The sequence below is a fragment of the Agrococcus sp. Marseille-P2731 genome (genome assembly GCF_900117395.1).
Lineage (GTDB): Bacteria > Actinomycetota > Actinomycetes > Actinomycetales > Microbacteriaceae > Agrococcus.
Genome location: NZ_FPEG01000002.1, coordinates 129,849 through 151,152 on the forward strand (window position 1 = coordinate 129,849; position 21,304 = coordinate 151,152).

Annotated in this window: 20 protein-coding genes and 1 tRNA gene; 12 read left to right on the plus strand and 9 right to left on the minus strand. The window is 71.3% G+C overall.

Annotated features, from left to right (window positions below; all coding sequences use genetic code 11):
• Positions 1 to 164: 164 nt before the first annotated feature.
• From hisD to BQ6202_RS04580, 3 genes are read left to right on the plus strand one after another with little or no spacing between them, the layout of a single operon-like run.
• Positions 165 to 1,493 carry a histidinol dehydrogenase gene (hisD, locus tag BQ6202_RS04570; protein WP_072313309.1) on the plus strand — a complete coding sequence of 443 codons (1,329 nt, stop codon included), beginning with the start codon at positions 165 to 167 and terminating at the stop codon, positions 1,491 to 1,493.
• On the plus strand, positions 1,493 to 1,957 hold the full coding sequence (gene nrdR, locus BQ6202_RS04575) for a transcriptional regulator NrdR (RefSeq protein WP_072313310.1): 465 nt from the start codon (positions 1,493 to 1,495) through the stop codon (positions 1,955 to 1,957). The genes hisD and nrdR overlap by 1 nt, the downstream gene beginning before the upstream one ends.
• The gene (locus tag BQ6202_RS04580) at positions 1,954 to 2,979 is read left to right on the plus strand and encodes a quinone-dependent dihydroorotate dehydrogenase (RefSeq protein WP_072313311.1); all 1,026 of its coding nucleotides are present in this window, start codon (positions 1,954 to 1,956) and stop codon (positions 2,977 to 2,979) included. Before nrdR ends, BQ6202_RS04580 begins: the two co-directional genes overlap by 4 nt.
• A gap of 14 nt (positions 2,980 to 2,993) precedes the next feature.
• On the opposite strand, the gene BQ6202_RS04585 is transcribed toward BQ6202_RS04580, so the two are convergent.
• Positions 2,994 to 3,551 carry a DUF3043 domain-containing protein gene (locus tag BQ6202_RS04585; RefSeq protein ID WP_072313918.1) on the minus strand — a complete coding sequence of 186 codons (558 nt, stop codon included), beginning with the start codon at positions 3,549 to 3,551 and terminating at the stop codon, positions 2,994 to 2,996.
• Positions 3,552 to 3,636: 85 nt separating this feature from the next.
• Here BQ6202_RS04585 and BQ6202_RS04590 point away from each other — a divergent pair, with 85 nt between their 5' ends.
• The 5 genes from BQ6202_RS04590 to ctaF all read left to right on the plus strand — a co-directional run bounded on the left by BQ6202_RS04590 (position 3,637) and on the right by ctaF (position 8,667).
• Complete coding sequence (locus tag BQ6202_RS04590; protein ID WP_072313312.1) at positions 3,637 to 5,073, plus strand: dipeptidase; 1,437 nt, start codon at positions 3,637 to 3,639, stop codon at positions 5,071 to 5,073.
• 51 nt (positions 5,074 to 5,124) lie between these two features.
• Positions 5,125 to 5,466: a HesB/IscA family protein gene (locus BQ6202_RS04595; RefSeq protein WP_072313313.1), complete on the plus strand. Its 342-nt coding sequence runs from the start codon at positions 5,125 to 5,127 to the stop codon at positions 5,464 to 5,466.
• 156 nt (positions 5,467 to 5,622) lie between these two features.
• A complete protein-coding gene (ctaC, locus tag BQ6202_RS04600) occupies positions 5,623 to 6,528 on the plus strand; it encodes an aa3-type cytochrome oxidase subunit II (RefSeq protein ID WP_072313314.1) in 906 nt (301 codons plus the stop codon).
• Complete coding sequence (gene ctaD, locus BQ6202_RS04605) at positions 6,525 to 8,249, plus strand: aa3-type cytochrome oxidase subunit I (protein ID WP_072313315.1); 1,725 nt, start codon at positions 6,525 to 6,527, stop codon at positions 8,247 to 8,249. The genes ctaC and ctaD overlap by 4 nt, the downstream gene beginning before the upstream one ends.
• Position 8,250: 1 nt before the next feature.
• A complete protein-coding gene (gene ctaF, locus BQ6202_RS04610) occupies positions 8,251 to 8,667 on the plus strand; it encodes an aa3-type cytochrome oxidase subunit IV (protein ID WP_072313316.1) in 417 nt (138 codons plus the stop codon).
• A gap of 64 nt (positions 8,668 to 8,731) precedes the next feature.
• On the opposite strand, the gene BQ6202_RS04615 is transcribed toward ctaF, so the two are convergent.
• Genes BQ6202_RS04615 through pepN form a run of 4 tightly spaced genes read right to left on the minus strand, consistent with a single transcriptional unit; the run spans position 8,732 to position 14,327 of the window.
• Positions 8,732 to 10,381: an FAD-binding dehydrogenase gene (locus BQ6202_RS04615; protein WP_072313317.1), complete on the minus strand. Its 1,650-nt coding sequence runs from the start codon at positions 10,379 to 10,381 to the stop codon at positions 8,732 to 8,734.
• A 26-nt stretch (positions 10,382 to 10,407) separates the two neighbouring features.
• Positions 10,408 to 10,806 carry a globin gene (locus BQ6202_RS04620; RefSeq protein ID WP_072313318.1) on the minus strand — a complete coding sequence of 133 codons (399 nt, stop codon included), beginning with the start codon at positions 10,804 to 10,806 and terminating at the stop codon, positions 10,408 to 10,410.
• Complete coding sequence (locus BQ6202_RS04625; protein WP_072313319.1) at positions 10,803 to 11,777, minus strand: mechanosensitive ion channel family protein; 975 nt, start codon at positions 11,775 to 11,777, stop codon at positions 10,803 to 10,805. Before BQ6202_RS04625 ends, BQ6202_RS04620 begins: the two co-directional genes overlap by 4 nt.
• A 12-nt stretch (positions 11,778 to 11,789) precedes the next feature.
• Positions 11,790 to 14,327 carry an aminopeptidase N gene (pepN, locus tag BQ6202_RS04630; protein ID WP_072313320.1) on the minus strand — a complete coding sequence of 846 codons (2,538 nt, stop codon included), beginning with the start codon at positions 14,325 to 14,327 and terminating at the stop codon, positions 11,790 to 11,792.
• Between the two features lie 100 nt (positions 14,328 to 14,427).
• Between pepN and BQ6202_RS04635 the strand changes: the two genes are divergently transcribed.
• From BQ6202_RS04635 to BQ6202_RS04645, 3 genes are read left to right on the plus strand one after another with little or no spacing between them, the layout of a single operon-like run.
• Positions 14,428 to 15,081 (plus strand): mycothiol-dependent nitroreductase Rv2466c family protein, encoded by a 654-nt coding sequence (locus tag BQ6202_RS04635; protein ID WP_072313321.1) that lies wholly within the window; start codon positions 14,428 to 14,430, stop codon positions 15,079 to 15,081.
• Complete coding sequence (locus BQ6202_RS04640; RefSeq protein WP_072313322.1) at positions 15,081 to 15,566, plus strand: ribose-5-phosphate isomerase; 486 nt, start codon at positions 15,081 to 15,083, stop codon at positions 15,564 to 15,566. The genes BQ6202_RS04635 and BQ6202_RS04640 overlap by 1 nt, the downstream gene beginning before the upstream one ends.
• Positions 15,567 to 15,581: 15 nt before the next feature.
• A complete protein-coding gene (locus BQ6202_RS04645; RefSeq protein WP_072313323.1) occupies positions 15,582 to 16,622 on the plus strand; it encodes an Fpg/Nei family DNA glycosylase in 1,041 nt (346 codons plus the stop codon).
• A gap of 78 nt (positions 16,623 to 16,700) precedes the next feature.
• Here the strand turns inward: BQ6202_RS04645 and BQ6202_RS04650 are convergent, their stop codons facing one another.
• Positions 16,701 to 17,372, minus strand: a complete 672-nt coding sequence (locus tag BQ6202_RS04650) for a hypothetical protein (RefSeq protein WP_072313324.1) — start codon at positions 17,370 to 17,372, stop codon at positions 16,701 to 16,703.
• Positions 17,373 to 17,421: 49 nt separating this feature from the next.
• Positions 17,422 to 17,495 (minus strand) — tRNA-Gly (locus BQ6202_RS04655).
• Between the two features lie 71 nt (positions 17,496 to 17,566).
• On the opposite strand from BQ6202_RS04655, the gene BQ6202_RS04660 reads away from it, so the two are divergent.
• A complete protein-coding gene (locus BQ6202_RS04660) occupies positions 17,567 to 18,988 on the plus strand; it encodes a GH1 family beta-glucosidase (protein WP_072313325.1) in 1,422 nt (473 codons plus the stop codon).
• Here BQ6202_RS04660 and BQ6202_RS04665 read toward each other — a convergent pair.
• Complete coding sequence (locus BQ6202_RS04665) at positions 18,985 to 19,986, minus strand: 2-hydroxyacid dehydrogenase (RefSeq protein WP_072313326.1); 1,002 nt, start codon at positions 19,984 to 19,986, stop codon at positions 18,985 to 18,987. The genes BQ6202_RS04660 and BQ6202_RS04665 overlap by 4 nt on opposite strands.
• On the minus strand, positions 19,983 to 21,290 hold the full coding sequence (locus BQ6202_RS04670; RefSeq protein WP_072313327.1) for an MFS transporter: 1,308 nt from the start codon (positions 21,288 to 21,290) through the stop codon (positions 19,983 to 19,985). The genes BQ6202_RS04665 and BQ6202_RS04670 overlap by 4 nt, the downstream gene beginning before the upstream one ends.
• Between the last annotated feature and the right edge of the window lie 14 nt (positions 21,291 to 21,304).

Sequence of the window (21,304 nt, forward strand, 5' to 3'; positions counted from 1 at the left end):
CGCACTGCGTTCGGTCACCTGTCGTACCCATCGTTCATGGCGCCCGAGCCATCCGTCAGTGCGGCACCGAGAGCGATGCCGTGAGGGCTCGTGCGACAGCGCGGGCGCCCCTCGTGGAGACCATCCGCCATCGGCACTCCCGCAAGCGATCTACGATGGAACCCGTGCTCCGACGAATCGATCTGACGACCCTGCCCGGCGACCAGGAGCTCCGTGCGCTGCTGCCGCGCCCCGCGGTCGACGTCTCGGCATCCCTGGCAGCCGCAGCAGCGCTCATCGACGCGGTGCGCGAGCGAGGCGCCGCTGCCCTCGTCGAGCAGGCCGAGCGCTTCGACGGCGTGCGCCCCGCCGCCATCGCCGTGCCCGCGGCAGCGATGACGGACGCGCTGGACGCGCTCGACGCCGACGTGCGATCGGCGCTCGAGACCACGATCGATCGCGTGCGCATCGGCTCGAAGGCCCAGGTGCCGCCGCCGATGATCGCCCACCTCGGCGAGGGCGCCGAGATCGAGCTGCGCTGGCAGCCCGTCGACCGCGTCGGTCTCTACGTGCCCGGCGGGAAGGCGGTCTACCCCTCGAGCGTCGTCATGAACGTGGTCGCCGCGCAGGCAGCCGGCGTGCGCTCGATCGCCGTCGCGAGCCCTGCACAGGCCGAGCACGGTGGCCTGCCGCACCCGACCATCCTCGCCGCGTGCGCGCTGCTGGCCGTCGACGAGGTCTACGCGATGGGCGGCGCAGGCGCGATCGGGGCCTTCGCCCACGGTGTGCCCGCGATCGGCCTCGACCCCGTCGATGTGGTCACCGGCCCCGGCAACGTCTTCGTCGCCGCCGCCAAGCGGGTCGTCGCCGGCACCGTGCGCGTCGATGCAGAGGCCGGCCCGACCGAGATCCTGGTGATCGCCGACCACACGGCGGATGCCGAGCTCGTCGCCGCCGACCTCGTCAGCCAGGCCGAGCATGACGAGCTCGCCTCTGTCGTGCTCGTGACCGACTCTGCCGACCTCGCCGACCGCGTCGACGCATCCGTCGCCCGTCGCGCAGCAGCCACGCAAGCAGCCGAGCGAGTGCGCGCCGCGATCACGGGGGAGCAGTCAGCGATCGTGCTGGTCGCCGATCTCGAGGCCGCGGCTCGGGTCAGCGACGCCTACGCGCCAGAGCACCTCGAGATCATGACGCGCGACGACGACTCGGTGCTCGCCCTGGTTCGGCACGCCGGCGCCATCTTCCTCGGCCCCGACACCCCGGTGAGCCTGGGCGACTACGCGGCAGGATCGAACCACGTGCTGCCGACCGGCGGCCAGGCCCGCCGGGTGTCCGGCCTCGGCGCCGCGACCTTCCTGCGCGCGCAGCAGGTCGTGCGCTACGACCGCACCGCCCTCGCCGCCGTGCGCGCCGAGGTGACGGCGCTCGCCGCCGCAGAAGGCCTGCCGGCGCATGGCGAGGCGATCGAAGCGCGCTTCGACAGCGGCGCCGGCGGCACCGGGGCGCGCTGATGCACTGTCCCTTCTGCCGCAACCCCGACTCTCGCGTCGTCGACTCGCGCACGAGCGACGACGGCACGTCGATCCGTCGTCGCCGCCAGTGCACCGAGTGCGGCCGCCGCTTCACGACGACCGAGACCGCGAGCCTCTCGGTGGTGAAGCGCTCCGGCGTGCTCGAGCCCTTCCGTCGCGAGAAGGTCATCGAGGGCGTGCGCAAGGCCGTGCGCGGGCGTCCGGTTACCGACGCCGATCTCGCGGGCGTGGCGCAGTCGGTCGAGGAGACCATCCGCGCGACGGGCGCGAGCCAGATCGACGCCAACGAGATCGGCCTCGCGGTGCTGCCGCCGCTGCGCGAGCTCGACGAGGTCGCCTACCTGCGGTTCGCGAGCGTGTACAACAACTTCGACTCGCTCGACGACTTCGAGGCGGCGATCGGCGCGCTCCGTGCCGCCCGTCCAGAGGGGGGCGCCGGATGAGCGCCTACGACCTGCTGTTCCGGCACGGCTTCACCCGCGTCGATCCCGAGCGGGCGCACCACCTCGGCGCGACCGCGATCAGGGCCATCGGCGCCGCGCGACCCGGCGTGCGCACCGACCCCGCGCTGCGCACCCGCGCGCTCGGCCGCGCGTTCCCCACGCCGTTCGGCGTCGCCGCCGGCTTCGACAAGGATGCGACCATGATCGCCGGGCTCGGCGCGCTCGGCTTCGGCCACGTCGAGGTCGGCACGCTCACGGCGCAGCCGCAGCCCGGCAACCCGCAGCCGCGGCTCTTCCGCCTGCCGGAGGACCGCGCGCTCATCAACCGGATGGGCTTCAACAACGGGGGAGCGGCAGCCGCCGTCGACCGCATCGCCGCCGCCCGCGATGCCCGCTCGCGCCCGGTGATCGGCGTCAACATCGGCAAGAGCCGCGTCGTCGACGCCGAGGACACCGCCGCCGTCGAGCGCGACTACCTGCAGTCGACGCGCCTGGTGGCCCCGGTCGCGGACTACCTCGCGGTCAACGTCTCGTCGCCCAACACCCCGGGGCTCAGGGGCCTGCAGGATGCCGAGGTGCTCGAGCCGCTCCTGGCCGCCATCCGCGGGGCGGCCGGCGCCACGCCCGTGCTCGTGAAGATCGCTCCCGACCTCGACGACGAGCAGGTCGAGGGCATCGCCGAGCTGGCCGCGCGCCTCGAGCTCGCCGGCGTCATCGCCACCAACACCACCATCAGCCGAGCGGGGCTGCGCAGCAGCGCGGATGCGGTGGCACAGGCAGGCGCAGGCGGCCTGTCGGGCCCACCGGTCGCCCCTCGCTCGCTCGAGGTGCTGCGCCGGCTGCGCGCGGCGCTGCCGGCGACGATCGACGTGATCTCGGCCGGCGGTGTCGAGACCGCTGACGACGTGCGCGAGCGGCTCGCCGCCGGCGCGGCGCTCGTGCAGGGCTACACGGCCTTCATCTATCGCGGCCCGGGCTGGGCGCGCGAGATCAACCACGGCCTCCTCAACCTGAGCAGCTGAGCGGCCTCCGCGGCCTACTCCGGGTAGCGGAAGAGCTTCGTCTGCGGCTTCGGCATCCGCATGAACGGCAGCTGCACCGACCGCATGGCCGCGTACCAGCCGTGCCCCTTCGCATCCTTCGCGCCGAACTTGGCGCGCACCGCGCGGCGCAGCTGCCATGCCATCAGCACCGAGTCGAGGACGACGACCGCGACGAACGCCCAGAGCACGAGGGTGCCGATCAGGCGCCACTGCGGATCGTTGATGAAGGTCAGGATGAGCACGACGACCATGACGGGCATCGCGGCGGTGCCGATCGAGAGGCGAGCGTCGACGAAGTCGCGCACATAGCGGCGCACCGGCCCCTTGTCGCGCGGGGGCAGGTACTTCTCGTCGCCGCGCTCGAAGCCGACGCGCGCCTTCTGCCGCTCGGCGCGCATCTTGTCCTGCACCTGGCGGCGCGCCTCCTTGCGGTCCTCCGGCACGAGCGGACGGCGGTTGCGGGCGACCTGCTCCGACTGCTTCGGCGTCCTGCGGCCTTCCTGCAGGGGCTCGATCGGAGCCTTGTCGTCAGAACGGCTGAACAGCGCCACGGGGAGGTCCTTCTCGAGTCGGTCGCGGGGGATCGCTCCATCGTACTGCCGCGCGGGCGCATGGCGGCCGCCTAGGATCGAGCGCATGACTGCACACGATGCTGACTCCAGTGCGCCCTCGCGCGACGCCGACGCGAGCGCCCTCTCCGAGCGCGACCGCGCCATCCTCGCCGCCGTCGATGCCGGCTTCGACCGCGCGGTCGAGGATCTGAAGGCGCTCGTGCGCATCCCCTCGGTCGCGTGGGACGCCTACGACCCCGCGCAGGTGCAGGCGAGTGCCGAGGCCGTCGCGGCGCTGGCCGAGGGCACCGGCGTCTTCGAGCGCGTGTCGATCGAGCGGGCGCCCATCGGCGACTCCGAGCAGCTCGGCCAGCCGGCCGTGCTCGCGGTGCGCGCTGCCCGCGGTGGCAAGCCGACCGTGCTCCTCTATGCCCACCACGACGTGCAGCCCTGGGGCGACGAAGCGCTGTGGCGCACGAAGCCCTTCGAGCCGACCGAGATCGACGGCCGGCTCTACGGGCGCGGCGCCTCCGACGACAAGGCCGGTGTCATCACCCACATCGCCGCGATCCGCGCCCTCGCAGAGACCGTCGACCCCGAGGTCGGCCTGGCCCTGTTCATCGAGGGCGAGGAGGAGCACGGCTCGCGCTCCTTCCAGCGCTTCCTCGAGCTGCACGCCGATGTGCTGAGCGCCGACCTCATCGTGGTCGCCGACAGCGACAACTGGTCGACGGAGATCCCCTCGCTCACCGTCGCGCTGCGCGGCAACGCGGCGTTCAACGTCACGCTCACGACGCTCGAGCACGCGAGCCACTCCGGCATGTTCGGCGGCGCGGTGCCCGACGCGATGATGGCCTTCGCCAAGCTCGCGGCCACGCTGTGGGCCGATGACGGCTCCGTCGCGGTGGCGGGGCTCACCGAGGCAGACCTCGACGTGCCGGAGCAGACCGAGGCGCACGTGCGGGCCGAGGCGGGCCTGCTCGAGGGTGTCGACCTCGTGGGCTCCGGCCCTGTGCTCTCGCGCCTGTGGGCCAAGCCGGCCATCACCATCACGGGCGTCGACGCACCCGCGGTGCCCGACGCGTCCAACACCATCCTGCCGACCGTCCGGTTCCGCATCTCCGCCCGCATCGCGCCCGGGCAGACGGCGGCCGACGCGTTCGAGGCGCTCCAGCGCCACATCACCGAGCACGCGCCCTTCGGCGCGCACGTCGGCTACGACAGCATCGACCTCGGCGACCCCTTCCTCGTCGACTCGACGGGCTGGGGCGCCACCGCGGTCAAGCGGGCCATGGCGGATGCGTGGGGCGCACAGCCGGTCGAGGCCGGCATCGGCGGGTCCATCCCGTTCATCGCCGACCTGGTGCGGCAGTTCCCCGCGGCGCAGATCCTGGTGACGGGCGTCGAGGACCCGGCGACCATGGCGCACAGCCCGAACGAGTCGCAGCACCTCGGCGTGCTGCGCAGGTCGATCGCGGCCGAGGCGCTGCTGCTCTCGCGCGTCTCCGAGGGTCGCGAGTAGCATGGAGGGCGACGGGACCGCGGTCCCGGAGAGCTTTCGAGAGGAGCTGAGATGACGGATGTCATGACGCACGGCGTCGACCTCACCGACACGGCCGCCGACAAGGTGCGCCGCCTGCTCGACCAGGAGGGTCGCGACGACCTGCGGCTGCGGGTCGCGGTGCAGCCGGGCGGCTGCTCGGGGCTGATCTACCAGCTCTACTTCGACGAGCGCCGGCTCGACGGCGATGCGATCCGCGACTTCGACGGCGTCGAGGTCATCGTCGACCGCATGAGCGTGCCCTACCTCGACGGCTCGACCATCGACTTCGAGGACACCATCCAGAAGCAGGGCTTCACGATGGACAACCCCAACGCCGAGGGCTCCTGCGCCTGCGGCGACTCGTTCCACTAGCGCGCGCTATCGCGTCCTCCGGCGACACGCCGTCGATCCTCGGATCGGCGGCGTGTCGCTTTCCACTGCCCCTTGTGGGGAGCGTGGCAGGGGCCTGAGCGCCGTCTGTGGGTACTAGGATCGAAGGCAGACGTTCACAAGAGTCGGAGGAAGACATTGCGCACTCGTCGATCTCGTTGGATCGCGGCCCCGCTCGCCGTAGTGGTGGCGCTGGCGCTCGCCGGATGCACCCAGGCACAGCTGCAGGGGTACATGCCGTCGGAGTCCGGCCTCACGAACCACGTCGACCGCATCATGGGTCTGTGGACGACCTCGTGGATCGTCCTGCTGGGCGTCGGGCTCATCACCTGGGGCCTGATGATCTGGGCAGGCATCGCCTACCGCCGCCGCCGTGGCCAGAGCGGCCTGCCGGTGCAGCTGCGCTACCACATGCCGTTCGAGATCTTCTTCACGATCGTGCCCGTCATCCTCATCGCCGGCTTCTTCGCCTTCACCGCGCGTGACCAGGCCGCCATCGAGGAGCCGATCGAGGACCCCGACTACTCGCTGACCGTCTACGGCAAGCGCTGGGCGTGGGACTTCGTCTACGAGCGCGAGGGTCAGGACCCGGTCTACTTCCAGGGGCTGCAGGCGCAGGTCGACCCGGAGAGCAACCAGATCGACGCCGAGTCGCTGCCGACGCTCTACCTGCCGACCGACTCGAGCATCGAGATCACGCTCGAGGCCCGCGACGTCGCGCACTCCTTCTGGATCGTGGAGTACCTCTACAAGAAGGACATGCTCCCCGGCCTCACGAACCACATGTACTTCGAGACCGGCTCGCAGGAGGGCACGCTGACCGGCAAGTGCGCCGAGCTCTGCGGCGAGTACCACTCGCAGATGCTCTTCGACGTCGAGCTCGTCAGCCCCGAGGAGTACGACGCCTACCTCGAGACCCTCGAGGCCGCGGGCAACGTCGGCGCGATCGATGCGTCGATCAACCCGTTCACGGGCGACGACAACGTCGACACCGAGGCCGACGAGGCCTTCGACACCACCAACGAAGGCGAGAACGACCGATGACGGCCACCGCCACGCGCGGCACGACGCAGACGCCGATCAGCCCGAGCGCACAGCGCAAGGGCAACGTGCTCGTCGGCTGGATCACCTCCACCGACCACAAGACCATCGGGTACATGTACCTGATCACCTCGGTGCTCTTCTTCCTGATCGGCGGCGTCATGGCGCTGCTGATCCGTGCGCAGCTCTTCGCGCCGGGCCTGGAGGTCGTGCCGACCGAGGAGCAGTACAACCAGCTCTTCACGATGCACGGCACGGTCATGCTGCTGATGTTCGCGACGCCGCTGTTCGCAGGCTTCGCCAACGTGCTGATGCCGCTGCACATCGGTGCTCCCGACGTCGCCTTCCCGCGGCTCAACGCGCTCGCCTTCTGGCTCTTCTCGTTCGGCTCGATGCTGGCTGTGGCCGGCTTCCTGACGCCGCAGGGCGCGGCGTCCTTCGGCTGGACCGGCTACGTGCCGCTCAGCAGCGAGGCCTTCTCGCCCGGCATGGGCGGCGACCTGTGGGTGCTGGGCCTGGCCATGTCGGGCTTCGGCACGATCATGGGTGGCGTCAACTTCATCACGACCATCATGACCATGCGCGCACCGGGCATGACGATGTTCCGGATGTCGATCTTCACCTGGAACATCCTGGTCACGTCGATCCTCGTGATCATCGCGTTCCCGGTGCTCGCGGCCGCATTCTTCGGCCTCGCGATCGACCGCATCCTGGGCGGCCACGTCTACGACCCGGCCAACGGCGGCGTCGTGCTCTGGCAGCACCTGTTCTGGTTCTTCGGCCACCCCGAGGTCTACATCATCGCGCTGCCGTTCTTCGGCATCATCTCCGAGGTCATCCCGGTCTTCAGCCGCAAGCCGATCTTCGGGTACAACACGCTCGTCGGCGCGACGATCGCGATCGCCGCGCTCTCGGTGACGGTGTGGGCGCACCACATGTACGTCACGGGCACCGTGCTGCTGCCGTGGTTCGCGCTCATGACGATGCTGATCGCGGTGCCGACCGGCGTGAAGATCTTCAACTGGATCGGCACGATGTGGCGAGGCTCGATCACGTGGGAATCGCCCATGCTGTGGGCCTTCGGCTTCCTCGTGACGTTCACGTTCGGTGGCCTCACGGGTGTCATCCTCGCCTCGCCGCCGCTCGACTTCCACGTCTCGGACACGTACTTCGTCGTCGCGCACTTCCACTATGTCGTCTTCGGCACCGTCGTGTTCGCCATGTTCTCGGGCTTCTACTTCTGGTGGCCGAAGTGGACCGGCAAGATGCTCAACGACCGACTGGGGCACGTGCACTTCTGGATGCTGTTCATCGGCTTCCACGTCACGTTCCTCGTGCAGCACTGGCTGGGCGTCGTCGGCATGCCGCGCCGCTACTACACGTACCTCGTCGAGGACGGGTTCACCTGGATGAACCAGCTCTCGACCGTCGGAGCCATGATCCTGGCGGCGTCGATGATCCCGTTCTTCTGGAACGTGTGGATCACCGCGCGCACCGCGCCCAAGGTCGAGGTCGACGACCCCTGGGGCACCGGCCGCTCGCTCGAGTGGGCGACCAGCTGCCCGCCGCCCCGTCACAACTTCAACTCGATCCCGCGCATCCGCTCGGAGTCGCCCGCGTTCGACCTGCACCACCCGAACGCCGGCATGCAGGTGGGCGTCGGCCCGCTGAAGGACGCGCCGGATCGACCGGTCAAGGATCTCTCGAAGGACGAGGTGCGCTGACATGCGGGCGAACATCATCCTGCTGGGGATCATCTCCGTCTTCTTCTACCTGGCTGCCGCCGCGTACACGCTCTGGCACCTCGCCGACCGGGGGACGGTCGAGTGGACCGGCACGCTCGGCATGGCGCTCACGGGCGTCCTGGCGACGCTGATCGGCTTCTACCTCGTGCTGGTCTACCGCGGGCAGCAGGGAGAGTTCGCGGCGGATCGCCCGGATGCCGAGCTCGACGACGACGATCCCGAGATGGGGCACTTCGCGCCCTGGAGCTGGTGGCCCATCGGGCTCGCGGCTGCGCTGGCGCTGCTCTTCCTCGGCTTCGCCGGGCCGACCTTCCTCTTCCCGGTCGGCGGCGGCCTGCTCGCCATCACGATGATCGGCTGGGTCTACGAGCACTACCGAGGCAACTTCAGCCGCTGAGGCTGACGCCTCGCGCACGACGAAGCGCCCCGCTCCCGTGAGGGACGGGGCGCTTCCTCGTGGCTCAGATGACGCGACCTGCGCGCAGGCCCGTGTGGAGGCATCCGCCCAGGAACGTGCCCTCGAGCGCCCGGTAGCCGTGCACGCCACCGCCGCCGAAGCCGGCGGCCTCGCCCACCGCGAAGAGCCCCGGCACCGGCTCGCCGTCGGCGCCGAGCGCCCGCGAGTCGAGATCGGTCTGGATGCCGCCGAGAGTCTTGCGGGTCAGCGTGCGCAGGCGCACCGCGATGAGCGGCCAGTGGCGCTCGTCGAGGATGCGGTGCGGGCGCGCGGTGCGCACGAGCCGGTCGCCGATGTACTCGCGGGCGCGGCGGATCTCGACCGCCTGGGGGTCGGTCGAGTCGGGATCGGCGACGGCGGCGTCGCGCTCCTCGATCGCCGCGACGACGGCGGCGCGATCGATGGTGGTGCCGTCGGCGTTCGCGCCGAGGCGCTCCATGCCGTCGAGCAGCTCGGTGAGCGAGCCGGCGACGATGAAGTCCTCGCCGTGGTCGAGGAACGCCTGCACGGGCGCGGGCGCGCCGGGCAGGATGCGCTGCGCGAGCCGGCGCAGGTTGCGCCCGGTCAGGTCGGGGTTCTGCTCGGAGCCGGAGAGAGTGAACTCCTTCTCGACGATCGACTGGGTCAGCACGAACCACGAGTGCTCCGCGCCGACGGATCGCAAATGCCCGAGGGTCGTCAGGGTGTCGAAGCCGGGGTAGTTGGGGGAGGGGAGGCGGCGGCCGCGGTGGTCGAGCCAGAGGCTGGAGGGGCCGGGCAGGATGCGGATGCCGTGGTCGGGCCAGATCGGGTCCCAGTTCCCCACGCCCTCGGTGTAGTGCCACATCCGGTCGCCGTTGACGAGCCTCGCGCCGGCCTCGCCTGCGAGCGCGAGCCCGGAGCCGTCGACGTGCACCGGCACGCCGCGCACCGCCTGGGTGGGCGCGGCGCCGAGCGATGCCGGCCAGAGCTCGCGGACGCGCTCGAGCTCGCCGCCGATGCCGCCGGTCGCGACGACGACGCTCTCGGCGCGCAGCTCGAAGTCGCCGACGACCTCGCGGCTCGAGGGCTCGCCGCGCACGGTCACGTCCTCGGCCAGTCGGTCGCCGGCGACGCCGACGACGCGGCCCTCCTCCACGAGGAGCTCCGTCACGCGGTGCCGGAACGCGAGGCGCGCGCGGCCCTCGCGCACCGCTTCCCGCAGCTGCCGGGTGAAGGGCGAGACGATGCCGGGGCCCGTGCCCCAGACGATGTGGAAGCGGGGCACCGTGTTGCCGTGCCCGCCCTCGGTGCGCGCGCCGCGCTCGGCGTGGCCGACGACGGGGAAGAGCGAGACGCCGAGCTCGCGCAGCCACGGCCGCAGGTCGCGGTGGGCGAAGTCGAGGTAGGCGTCCGCCCATCGGCGCGCCCAGGCGTCGTCCTCGCGGTCGAAGCCCGCGGTGTGCTCCCAGTCGTGCCAGGCGAGCTCGAGGGAGTCCTCGATGCCGAGCCGGCGCTGCTCGGGGGAGTCGACGAGGAAGAGGCCGCCGAAGGACCAGAAGGCCTGGCCGCCGATCGACTGCGGTCCCTCCTGCTCGACGATGGTGACCGTCCGGCCGCGGTCGAGCGCCGTGCAGGCGGCGACGAGGCCCGAGAGCCCGCTGCCGATCACGAGCGCGTCGGTGTGGTGGGCCATGGTGCCTCCTCGGTGCGGCGGACCGCTCAGCGGAAGAGCGGGTTGTGGTTGACCATCGCGGTGGCCGCGCGGTCGAAGTAGTCCTCGAGCTCTGCCCGGTGCAGGGGCGCGGGGTCGAGCTCGTCGAGGGCGGCGGTCATGCTGGCGATCCAGCGGTTCCGCGCGTCGTGGTCGATGGGGAACGGCAGGTGGCGCATGCGCAGTCGCGGGTGCCCGCGCTGCTCGCTGTAGGTGCCGGGGCCGCCCCAGTACTGCATGAGGAAGAGGCTGAAGCGATCCTCGGCGCCGACGCGGTCCTCCTGCGGGTACATCGCGCGCAGCACGTCGTCGGCCCAGACGCGCTCGTAGAACTCGTGCACCAGGCGACGGAAGAAGGTCTCGCCGCCGACCGCGTCGAAGAGCGTCTGCTCGCGCGAGCCCGTCACGCTGCGCCCTCGTCCATGCCCTTGACGACGATCTTCTGCAGCGAGGGCAGCGTGACGCCCAGGTCGTCGAGACCCTCCTTCACGCGCCGCCGCAGCTCGCGGCCGGCCGCGTACTTCGCGCTCGCGCGGGTCTTGACGACGAGGCGGATGACCACGGCCTCCGCGGACACCGACTCGATGCCCCACACCTCGGGCTTGTCAATGATGCGGCCGAGCCACTCGACATCCTCGCTCATGTCGGTCGCGACCTGCAGCAGCCGATCCGTCACGGCGTCGATGTCGGATGCGTAGGGCACGGCCTGGTCGATCACCACGCGAGCCCAGCCCTGCGACTCGTTGCCGACCCGGACGATCTCGCCGTTGCGCACGTACCAGAGCGTGCCGTTCACGTCGCGCACCTGCGTCACGCGGATGCCGACCGACTCGACCACGCCGGAGGCCTCGCCCAGGTCGACGGTGTCGCCGATGCCGAGCTGATCCTCGAAGACCATGAAGAGGCCGTTCAGGAAGTCCTTGATGACGCCCTGCGCGCCGATGCCGGCCGCCGCGCCCAGGAAGCCGGCCATCGCCACGAGCGATGCCGGCTCGACGCCCAGGATGCTGAGGATCAGGATGAGCGCGAAGGCGCCGATGAGCCACCCGGCGAGAGTGTTGAGCACGCTGCCGATCGCGCGGGTGCGCTGCACGACGCGCACCTGCGCGAGCGGCGAGTTGACGAGCGCCTCGGTGTCGGCTGCGTCGGCCTTGCGCTTGACGCCCGTCACGACGCCGTCGACGACGCGGCGGACCACGGTCTTCAGGATCGCGTAGGCGATGAAGGCGCCGACGACCACGAGCAGCACGCCGATGGGCGTGTCCCAGGCCTCCCACCAGGCGCCGACCGCCGCCCAGTCGACGCCTTCGCCGGCTGCGCCCGCCCGGGCGACGCCCGAGCCAGCCGTGCTCGTCGCAGCCGTGCCCGCCTCAGTCACTCGCGCCTCCGATCAGGCGTCTCGCCGCTGCGCAGCGAGCGCGCGCTCGACGCCGGCGAGGTGCTCGACCATGATGCGGCGCAGCGCCGGCACCGGCTCGTTCGCGGCGAGCCAGTCGCGCGTCGCGCTCGCCAGCTCCTCGCTGGCGATGACGGCGGGGTAGAGGCCCACGAGCAGCGCGTCGGCCACCTGGTACGTGCGCGAGTCCCAGATCTGCTGGATCGCGTCGTGGTAGCGCGTCACGATCTCGGCGAGCGCGGCCGGGTCGTTGACGTGCTGCAGGCCGAGCCCGGTGTAGCGCACGATCATGTTCGAGGCGCCCGACTCGTCGGCGACCGACGCGAAGGCGGCCTCCTTCGCCTGGGGCGTCGGGATGGTGGCCCGGGCCCGCGCCGCGAACTGGCGGCCGGTCGCGGTGTCGTCGCCCGCGAGCTCTGCGGCGATCTCGGCCTCGCCGGCGGCGCCGGTCAGCACGAGGCCGTCGAGCAGCTGCCAGCGCAGGTCGCTGTCGACCGTGAGGCCGTCGAGCGTGCGCGTGCCGTCGAGCAGCCCGCGGAGGATCTCGGCGTGCTTCGTGCTCGAGGCGAGCGCGGCGAAGGCGCCGACGAACTGGAACTGCGCGTCCGAGCCGTCGTCGGCCTTGCTCGCGAGCTTCCAGAGGCGGTCACCCACCTTCTCGATGGTCTCCGCTCGGCGCGAGGGGTGCACGTAGGTGCGCGCCGCCTGCGCGAGCTGTGCGAGGGCGAGGCGGATGGTGGTGGACTCGGTCTCCTCGTCGATGTTGTCGAGCACGAGGTCGATGTAGTCGCTCGCGGGCGTCTCCGCGTCGCGCGTCGCATCCCAGGCGGCGCCCCAGACGAGGGCACGCGCGAGCGGGTCCTCGATGGTGCGCAGGCCGGAGAGGGCCGCCGCCATCGAGCGCTCGTCGAGGCGGATCTTCGCGTAGGCGAGGTCGTCGTCGTTGATGAGCACGAGCGCGGGGCGCACGTGGCCGACGAGCTGCGGCACCTCGGTGCGCGGGCCGGCGACATCGATCTCGAGGCGCTCGGTGCGGCGCAGCGCGCCGCCCTTCTCGTCGTAGAAGCCGATCGCCAGGCGGTGGGGGCGCAGCGTCGGGTGATCGGCCGGCGCCGTCTGCTCGATCGCGAAGGCGGTGATGATGCCGTCGGGCGTCGTCTCGATCGTCGGGCGCAGCGTGTTGACGCCGGCGGTCTCGAGCCACAGCTCGCTCCACTCGCCGAGGTCGCGACCGCTCGCGGCCTCGAGCTCCGTCAGCAGGTCCTTCAGCTCGGTGTTGCCCCAGGCGTGCTTGCGGAAGTAGGCGCCGACGCCCTGCATGAAGGCCGGCAGGCCCACCCATGCCACGAGCTGCTTGAGCACCGAGCCGCCCTTGGCGTAGGTGATGCCGTCGAAGTTGACCTGCACGTCATCGAGGTCGCGGATCTCCGCGACGATCGGGTGCGTCGAGGGCAGCTGGTCCTGGCGGTAGGCCCAGGTCTTCTCCATCGCCTGGAACGTCGTCCAGGCGCCCGTCCACTCCGTCGCCTCAGCCGTCGCGAGCGTCGACGCCCACTCGGCGAAGGACTCGTTGAGCCACAGGTCGTTCCACCACTTCATGGTGACGAGGTCGCCGAACCACATGTGGGCCAGCTCGTGCAGCACCGTCACGACGCGGCGCTCGCGGATGGCATCGGTCACCTGCGCGCGGAAGACGTAGGACTCGGTGAACGTGACGCATCCGGCGTTCTCCATCGCGCCGGCGTTGAACTCCGGCACGAAGAGCTGGTCGTACTTCGCGAAGGGGTAGGCGACGCCGAACTGCGCCTCGAAGAAGGCGAAGCCCTTGCGGGTCGTCTCGAAGATGTAGTCGGCGTCCATGTGCTCGGCGAGCGAGGCGCGGCAGAAGATGCCGAGCGGGATGGTGCGGCCGTCGCGCGAGGTGAGCTCGGAGCGCGTGACCGTGTAGGGCCCGGCGACGAGCGCCGTGATGTAGCTCGAGATGCGCGGGGTCGGCTCGAAGGCCCAGACGCCGGTGTCGCCGTCGATGCTGGGCTCGGGGGTCGGCTGGTTCGAGACGACCTGCCAGGCGGCGGGCGCGGTGACGGTGAAGGCGAAGGTGGCCTTGAGGTCGGGCTGCTCGAAGACCGCGAAGACGCGGCGCGAGTCGGGCACCTCGAACTGCGAGTAGAGGTAGACCTCGCCGTCGACGGGGTCGACGAAGCGGTGCAGGCCCTCGCCGGTGTTGACGTACATGGCGTCGGAGACGACGGTCAGCTCGTTCTCGGCTGCGAGGCCGTCGAGCTGGATGCGCACCCCGTCGTTCACGGCCGATGCGTCGAGCTCGACGCCGTTGAGCGTCACGGAGTGCACGGTGCGGGAGATGTGGTCGATGAACGTCGACGCGCCCTCGGTGGCGGTGAACCTGACCGTCGTGGTCGAGCGGAACACCTCGTCGCCGGTGGTGAGGTCGAGGGCGATGGCATAGCTCTCGACCTGCACGAGCGCCGCGCGCTCCTGGGCTTCGACGCGAGTGAGGTTCTCTCCGGGCACGCTGGACTCCTTCGGCAGTGGTGTGCTGGTGCGTCCAGCGTAGTCCGGTCGCCCGGGCCGGTGCTCTCGCCGCGGGACCGCTGGTCGATACGATCGACCCATGACGGATGAGGCTCAGCAGCAGGCTCCGCAGCGCGTGCGGATGTGGTTCGACCCGACGTGCCCGTGGGCATGGATGACCTCCCGGTGGCTCGGCGAGGTCGCGGAGGCGCGGGGCCTCGCGGTCGACTGGCAGGTGATGAGCCTCGCCGTGCTGAACGAGGGCCGCGACCTGCCGGAGGCGTACGCGAAGCGCATGCCGCGCTCGATGCGCCTCACGCGCCTCGTCACCGCCGCCCGCGCGGCCGGCGGCGACGCCGTCGTGAAGCCCCTGTACGACGCGCTCGGCGAGCGCATCCACCACCAGGGGCGCAAGGACGACGACGCGCTCATCGCCGAGGCGCTCGCAGAGGCCGGCGTCGACGCATCTCTCGTGCAGGAGACCGACGAGCACGACGCGAGCCTGCGCGCCTCGCACCAGGTCGCGATCGACCTCGTCGGCGATGACGTCGGCACGCCCGTGATCGCGGTCGACGACGTCGCCTTCTTCGGGCCGGTCGTGAGCCCCGCGCCCAAGGGGGCGGATGCGCTGCGGCTGTTCGACGGCATCGTCGCGGCCGCGTCGATCGACGGCTTCTTCGAGCTCAAGCGCTCGCGCACGCGCGATCCGCAGTTCGACGTCGAGATGTCGCCGAGCGACGGAGGATCCGCCTGATGCGCATCCACGTCGCCACCGACCACGCCGGCTTCGAGATGTCGCAGCGGCTCGTGGAGCACCTGCGGCAGCAGGGGCACGAGCCCGTGGACCACGGGCCGAGCGCCTATGACGCCGAGGACGACTACCCCTCCTTCTGCATCAACGCCGCCCGCGCCGTGGTCGCCGACCAGCGCGCAGGTGTCGAGGCGCTCGGCGTGGTCTTCGGCGGCTCCGGCAACGGCGAGCAGATGGCAGCGAACAAGGTCGAGGGAGTGCGGGCGGCGCTCGCCTGGAGCCTCGCGACCGCGCAGCTCGCCCGCGAGCACAACGACGCGAACGTCGTCGCCGTGGGCGCCCGTCAGCACGAGGAGCAGGAGATGCTCGCGATCATCGACGCATTCCTCGGGACCCCCTTCTCGGGTGCGCGGCGGCACGCGCGCCGCATCGCGCAGCTGGGGGAGTACGAGACGACGGGCGCCATCGCCGGCCACGAGATCCTCTGATGCCGAGGTCCTGCGATGCCTGAGGGCCACTCCGTCCACCGCATCGCGCGGCAGTTCGACGCGAACTTCGTCGGTCGCAGCGCGGCGGTCTCGAGCCCGCAGGGGCGCTTCGACGTCGGCGCCGCCGAGCTCGACGGTCGCGTGATCGTCTCGTCGCAGGCCATCGGCAAGCACCTGCTGCTGGGCTTCGCGGGCGACGACGAGGGCGCGCCCGGGCCGACGCTGCACGTGCACCTGGGCATCTATGGCGCCTGGGACTTCGCGGGTGCGATCTCGCTCGACCCGACGATCCTCGCCTCGCGCGCCGCCGTCGGCGCTGCGCGCATGGGGCAGACGGGGATGCGCGGGGTCGCGGCTCCGGAGAGCGTCGCGGTGGGCGCGGGCACGCGGGGCGAGAACGAGGAGTCGATCGCGTCGATCGGCGCGCCGCGGCTCGCGCGCCTGCGCGCCGGTGAGCACGAGAGCCTCGCCGAGCCGGTCGACTTCCCGCCGGAGCCGGTGGGGCAGGTGCGCGTGCGGCTCCTGACCGAGACGGCAGTGGCCGACCTGCGCGGACCGACGGTGTGCGAGGTGCTCGAGGCCGCCCAGGTGCAGGCGCTGGCGCAGAGGCTGGGCCCCGACCCCGAGGCGCCGACCGAGTCGAGGGCGAAGGCGGAGGCGCGGTTCGTCGCGCGCGCCTCGCGGTCGAACCAGCCGATCGGGCAGCTGCTGATGGATCAGTCGGTCGTTGCGGGCATCGGCAACGTCTACCGCGCCGAGCTGCTGTTCCGCGCGCGCATCGACCCGCACCGGCCCGGCAGTCGGGTGACGGAGGACGAGCTGCGCGCGCTCTGGCGCGACTGGGTGAAGCTGCTGCGGATCGGCGTCGAGACGGGCCAGATGCTGACGATCGACGGCCTGCGCGGCGCCAAGCGCGCTGCGGCGCTCGCGAACCGCGCCGACCGCCACTGGGTCTACAAGCGCGAAGGCCTGCCGTGCCGGCGGTGCGGCACCGCCGTCGCGCTCGAGACGATGCAGGCGCGCAAGCTCTACTGGTGCCCCGGCTGCCAGCTGTAGCCCGCAGCTCGCCCTTCGGCAGGCTCAGGACCCGGAGCGCGCGGCGGAGCCGCACGCGTCACGAGACCGAAGCCCGCCTCACCGCCACCGGTACAGCGTCGACGCATCCTGCGTGCTCTGCTCGGGGCTGATGACCCACGAGCCCGTGGTCGCCGCATCCTCGCGCACCGCGACCATCACCTGCGCGGTCTGCGTGTCCCCGGGCGCGAACTCCCAGATGCAGCCCAGGTCGAAGGGCGCCGCAGCGATCGCCGCGGAGTTCTGGTCGGAGATCGGCCCGCCGTCGGGCTGGTAGCCGAAGGTCATGTCGTGCATCGGATGCGTCGTGATGACGCCCACGTTGGTGATCGTCAGGTCGAGCATGACGAAGCGCTCGCCCGAGCGCGGCACGGCTGATCCGCCCGTGCCCTGGCAGCCCAGCGAGGCCTGGCTGTCGGCGGGATCGGTCGACTCGGTCGCCGTGATCTCCCAGGTCGAGCCGTGCGAGGTGTGGATGGTCGCCGCATCTCCGAACGAGAAGTCGCCGGGGTCGGTGGTCGGCACCGGCGGCTCGGTCGGGCCGTTCGTCGTCGGCGGGGGAGCGAGGTCGGTGAACACCGGGGTCGGCGTCGCGGGGATCGCCGGGTCGGCGGGCGTCGAGGCGGGCATCGCCACGCAGGCGGCGAGCGACAGCGCCACGGCGGCGACGAGCGATGCGCCCAGCGCGCTGGAACCGCGGCCGCGCGGGCGGGAGACGAGCCTGGACTGCACACCGGCACGCTATCGGACTGCGCTGTCGGCGAGCCGTGGCGGAGGCTGCTGGAGCGGGCGACGGGAATCGAACCCGCGTAATCAGTTTGGAAGACTGAGGCTCTACCATTGAGCTACGCCCGCGCGCCCCGCGAGCGGGACTGCACGAATCTACCGCATCCGCGCACGTGCCGGTGTCGGGATACCCTCGTGGCGTGCAGCGAAGCATCCCTTCAGACCTCATCCTCGGCGGCGCGACCGCCGCCTTCCAGATCGAGGGCGCAGCGGCCGAGGACGGCCGTCGCCCCAGCATCTGGGACACCTTCGCCCGCGTGCCGGGTGCCGTCATCGACGGGCACACCGGCGACGTCGCGTGCGACCACTACCATCGCATGCCCGAGGACGTCGCGCTCATGCGAGCGCTGGGCCTGCAGGTCTACCGCTTCTCGACCAGCTGGGCGCGCGTCTGCCCCGACGGCGGTGCGCCGAACGCGAAGGGCCTCGACTTCTACTCGCGGCTCGTCGACGAGCTGCTCGAGGCCGACATCATGCCCTGGCTGACGCTCTACCACTGGGATCTGCCGCAGGCCCTCGAGGATGCCGGTGGCTGGCCGCACCGCGACACCGCCCACCGCTTCGTCGACTACGCGCTCGCCGTGCACGATCGGCTCGGCGATCGCGTCACCAACTGGACGACCATGAACGAGCCCTGGTGCTCGTCCTTCCTCTCGTACACCGCCGGCGCGCACGCGCCCGGGCGCCAGAGCATCTCCGACGGCCTGCAGGCCGCGCACCACCTGCTGCTCGCGCACGGCATGGCCGTCGGCGCGCTCCGCGACGCTGGCGCAGAGCGTGTCGGCATCACCTTGAACTTCCAGCCGGCCGTGCCGCTCGACGCGAGCAGCGCATCCGACCGCGAGGCCGCGCGGCGGCTCGACGACCAGTACAACCGCTTCTTCGTGCACCCGATCATGCGCGGGGAGTACCCCGAGTCGCTGCTCGCCGACGTCGGCCACCTCGGCCTCGACGAGGTCGTGCTGCCGGGCGACCTCGACATCATCGCGGCGCCGATCGACGTGTTGGGCGTGAACTACTACCACGATGACGCCGTCTCCTACGAGGCGCCCGTGGTGCCGGTCGTCAACGACGCCCCGACCGATCGGCCGATCGCGAGCCCCTACCCGGCGGCCGAGGGCGTGTGGGCGCACCCGCGCGAGCTGCAGACGACGAACATGGGCTGGGAGATCAACCCGGCCGGCCTCACCACGCTGCTGCGCCGCCTGCACGACGAGTACACCGGTGCCGCGGGCATCGAGCTGTGGGTGACCGAGAACGGCGCTGCCTTCGACGACGAGGTCGTGCACGAGCAGGCGGATGCGGGGGCCGGCGAGGCGCGCGTGCACGACACCGAGCGCCGCGAGTTCCTGCGCGGCCACGTGGGCGCGGTGCTCGACGCGATCGACGCCGGGGTGCCCGTCAAGGGCTTCATGTACTGGTCGCTGCTCGACAACTACGAGTGGGCCTGGGGCTACCACAAGCGCTTCGGCATCGTGCGGGTCGACTACGACACGCAGGAGCGCACGGTCAAGGACTCAGGGCTCGAGCTCTCGCGCATGATCCGCGAGCGCACGCTCTAGGCCGGGTCCCGCTCCAGCTCGAGCGCCGCCGGGTTGAGCGCGTGCACCGGCGCCTCGCCGCGCGACACCGCGATGATGTCGTCGTTGGCGGCGCGCGTGACCGCGGCGGTGAACGCGTCCGTCCAGCACAGCGAGTGCGGCGCGAGCGTCACGTTCGGCAGCGACAGCAGCGGGTCGTCGGGCGCGGGCGGCTCGGGGTCGAACACGTCGAGCCCCGCTGCCCGGATCGTGCCGTCGCGCAGCGCGTCGACGAGCGCCGGCTGATCGATCAGCCCACCGCGGCCGATGTTGACGAGCACGGAGTCTGCGCCCATGAGGGCGAGCTCGCGCGCGCCGATGAGCCCGCGCGTCTCCGGGGTGAGCGCTGCGCACAGCACCACCACATCCGCCGCCCGCAGCAGCGCGTCGAGGTCCACGAGCTCGACGCCCAGCCGGCTCGCCGCCTCGCTCCTGCCGGAGCGATTGGTGCCGATCACGGTGAAGCCGACCCCCTGTGCCAGCGCTGCGAGCTCGGCCCCGACGCTCCCGAATCCGACGACGCCGAGCGTGGCGGCCTCCGTGGCCGTGCCTCGCCACGCCTCGCGCTCGCCCCAGCGGCTCTCGACCGTGAGCCGGTGCTTCTGCACGAGGTTGTGCGTCGTCGCGAGCACGAGCGTCAGCCCGGCGAGCGCGAGCGGCCGCCGCACCGCCGCCGGCGTGTTCGTCACCACGACGCCCGCCGCCGTGCAGGCGTCGAGGTCGATGGTGTCGTAGCCGGCGCCGAAGCGGGCGACGTGCCGCAGTCGCGGCGCCGAGCGCAGCACCTCGGCGTCGAAGGGGCGGTGCCCGAGCGCGTAGACCGCGTCGAGCTCGGCGAGGTCGTCATCGTTCTCGGGGTGGGCCTCGATGATGCGCCACTCGATGCCAGCCGCCTCGAGCTCGTCGAGCCGCAGGTCGCCGTGCACGCTCGAGCCGTCCGCCTCGATCGCGTCGTCGGTGATGCCGAGGAGGTAGCTCACGCGAGCGCCTGCTGGTTGAGCGGCTTGCGCACGAGCACCGTGTAGGCGACCGCGGCGAGCGCCGCGATGATGCCGCCGATGATGAACGACGGGGCGTAGGAGCCGGTCGCGTCGGCGATGATGCCGGTCAGCAGCGGCGCGAAGGCGCCGCCGAAGTAGCCGCCGAAGTTCTGGATGGCGCCGACCGAGGCGACCTGCTTGGTGTGCACGACGTCACCGGGCATGGCCCATGCCGCCGCCTGCATGGTGGCGACGAAGCCGAGCGCGACGGTCATGACGATCATCGCGAGCCACAGCTCTGCCACGAGCGGGATGAGGCAGATCAGCACGCCGGCGACGATGGCGGCGACCGACATCACGTGGCGCTTCGCGGTGAGCGCGTCGAGGCCGGAGCGCTTGGTGTACTTGGTCATCACCCAGCCGCCGGTGATGCCGAGGATCGCGGCGCCGAGGTAGGGGATGGCCGCGAGCCAGCCGGAGCCGGCGATCGATGCGCCGCGCTCCTCCTGCAGGTAGAGCGGCAGGAACACGATGAAGATGTTCCAGATCCAGATGACGCAGAAGAAGCCGGCCATCATGCCCCAGATCTGGCGGTGCTTGAAGAGCGAGAGCCACGAGACCTGCGCGGTGCCGGTGTCCTGCGCCTGCTCCTGCGACTTGATGAGGTCGAGCTCCTCCTGCGAGATCGAGGGGTGCAGCTCTGGCCGGCGGTAGAAGATGAAGAAGGCGACGGCGAGGACGAGGCCGAGCACGGCGAGGAAGACGAAGATCGCCTGCCAGCCGAAGGTGATCATGATGCCCGTGAGGATCGGGGGAGCGATCGCCGGGCCCCACTTCGAGCCGGAGTCCCAGATGGCTGTGGCCTGCCCGCGCTCGTGGCGCGGGAACCAGTCGGCGGTGAGGCGGGCGCTCGCGGGGCCGTTGGGCGCCTCGGTGACGCCGAGCAGGAACCGGAAGGTGATGAAGTGCCACAGCGTCGAGCCGATCGCCATGAGCCCGGTCGCGATGGACCAGCCGGCGATGGCGAGGAAGTACATGCGGCGCGCGCCGAGCTTGTCGACGAGCCAGCCTGCGGGCAGCTGCGCGAAGGCGTAGGTCCAGCTGAAGACGGTGCCGAGCAGACCGATGTCGGTGCGGGTGAGGCCGAGCTCGTCGATCAAGTAGGGCGCAGCCACCGAGATGGCGCTGCGGTCCATGTAGTTGACGATGCCCGCGATGAGGGCCCAGCCGAGGATCCACCACCTGAGGTTCTTGATGGTGCGCCGCGCTGCGCTCTCGCGCACGGGTGTCGTCTCAGTGCTCACGTCTTCACTCCTTC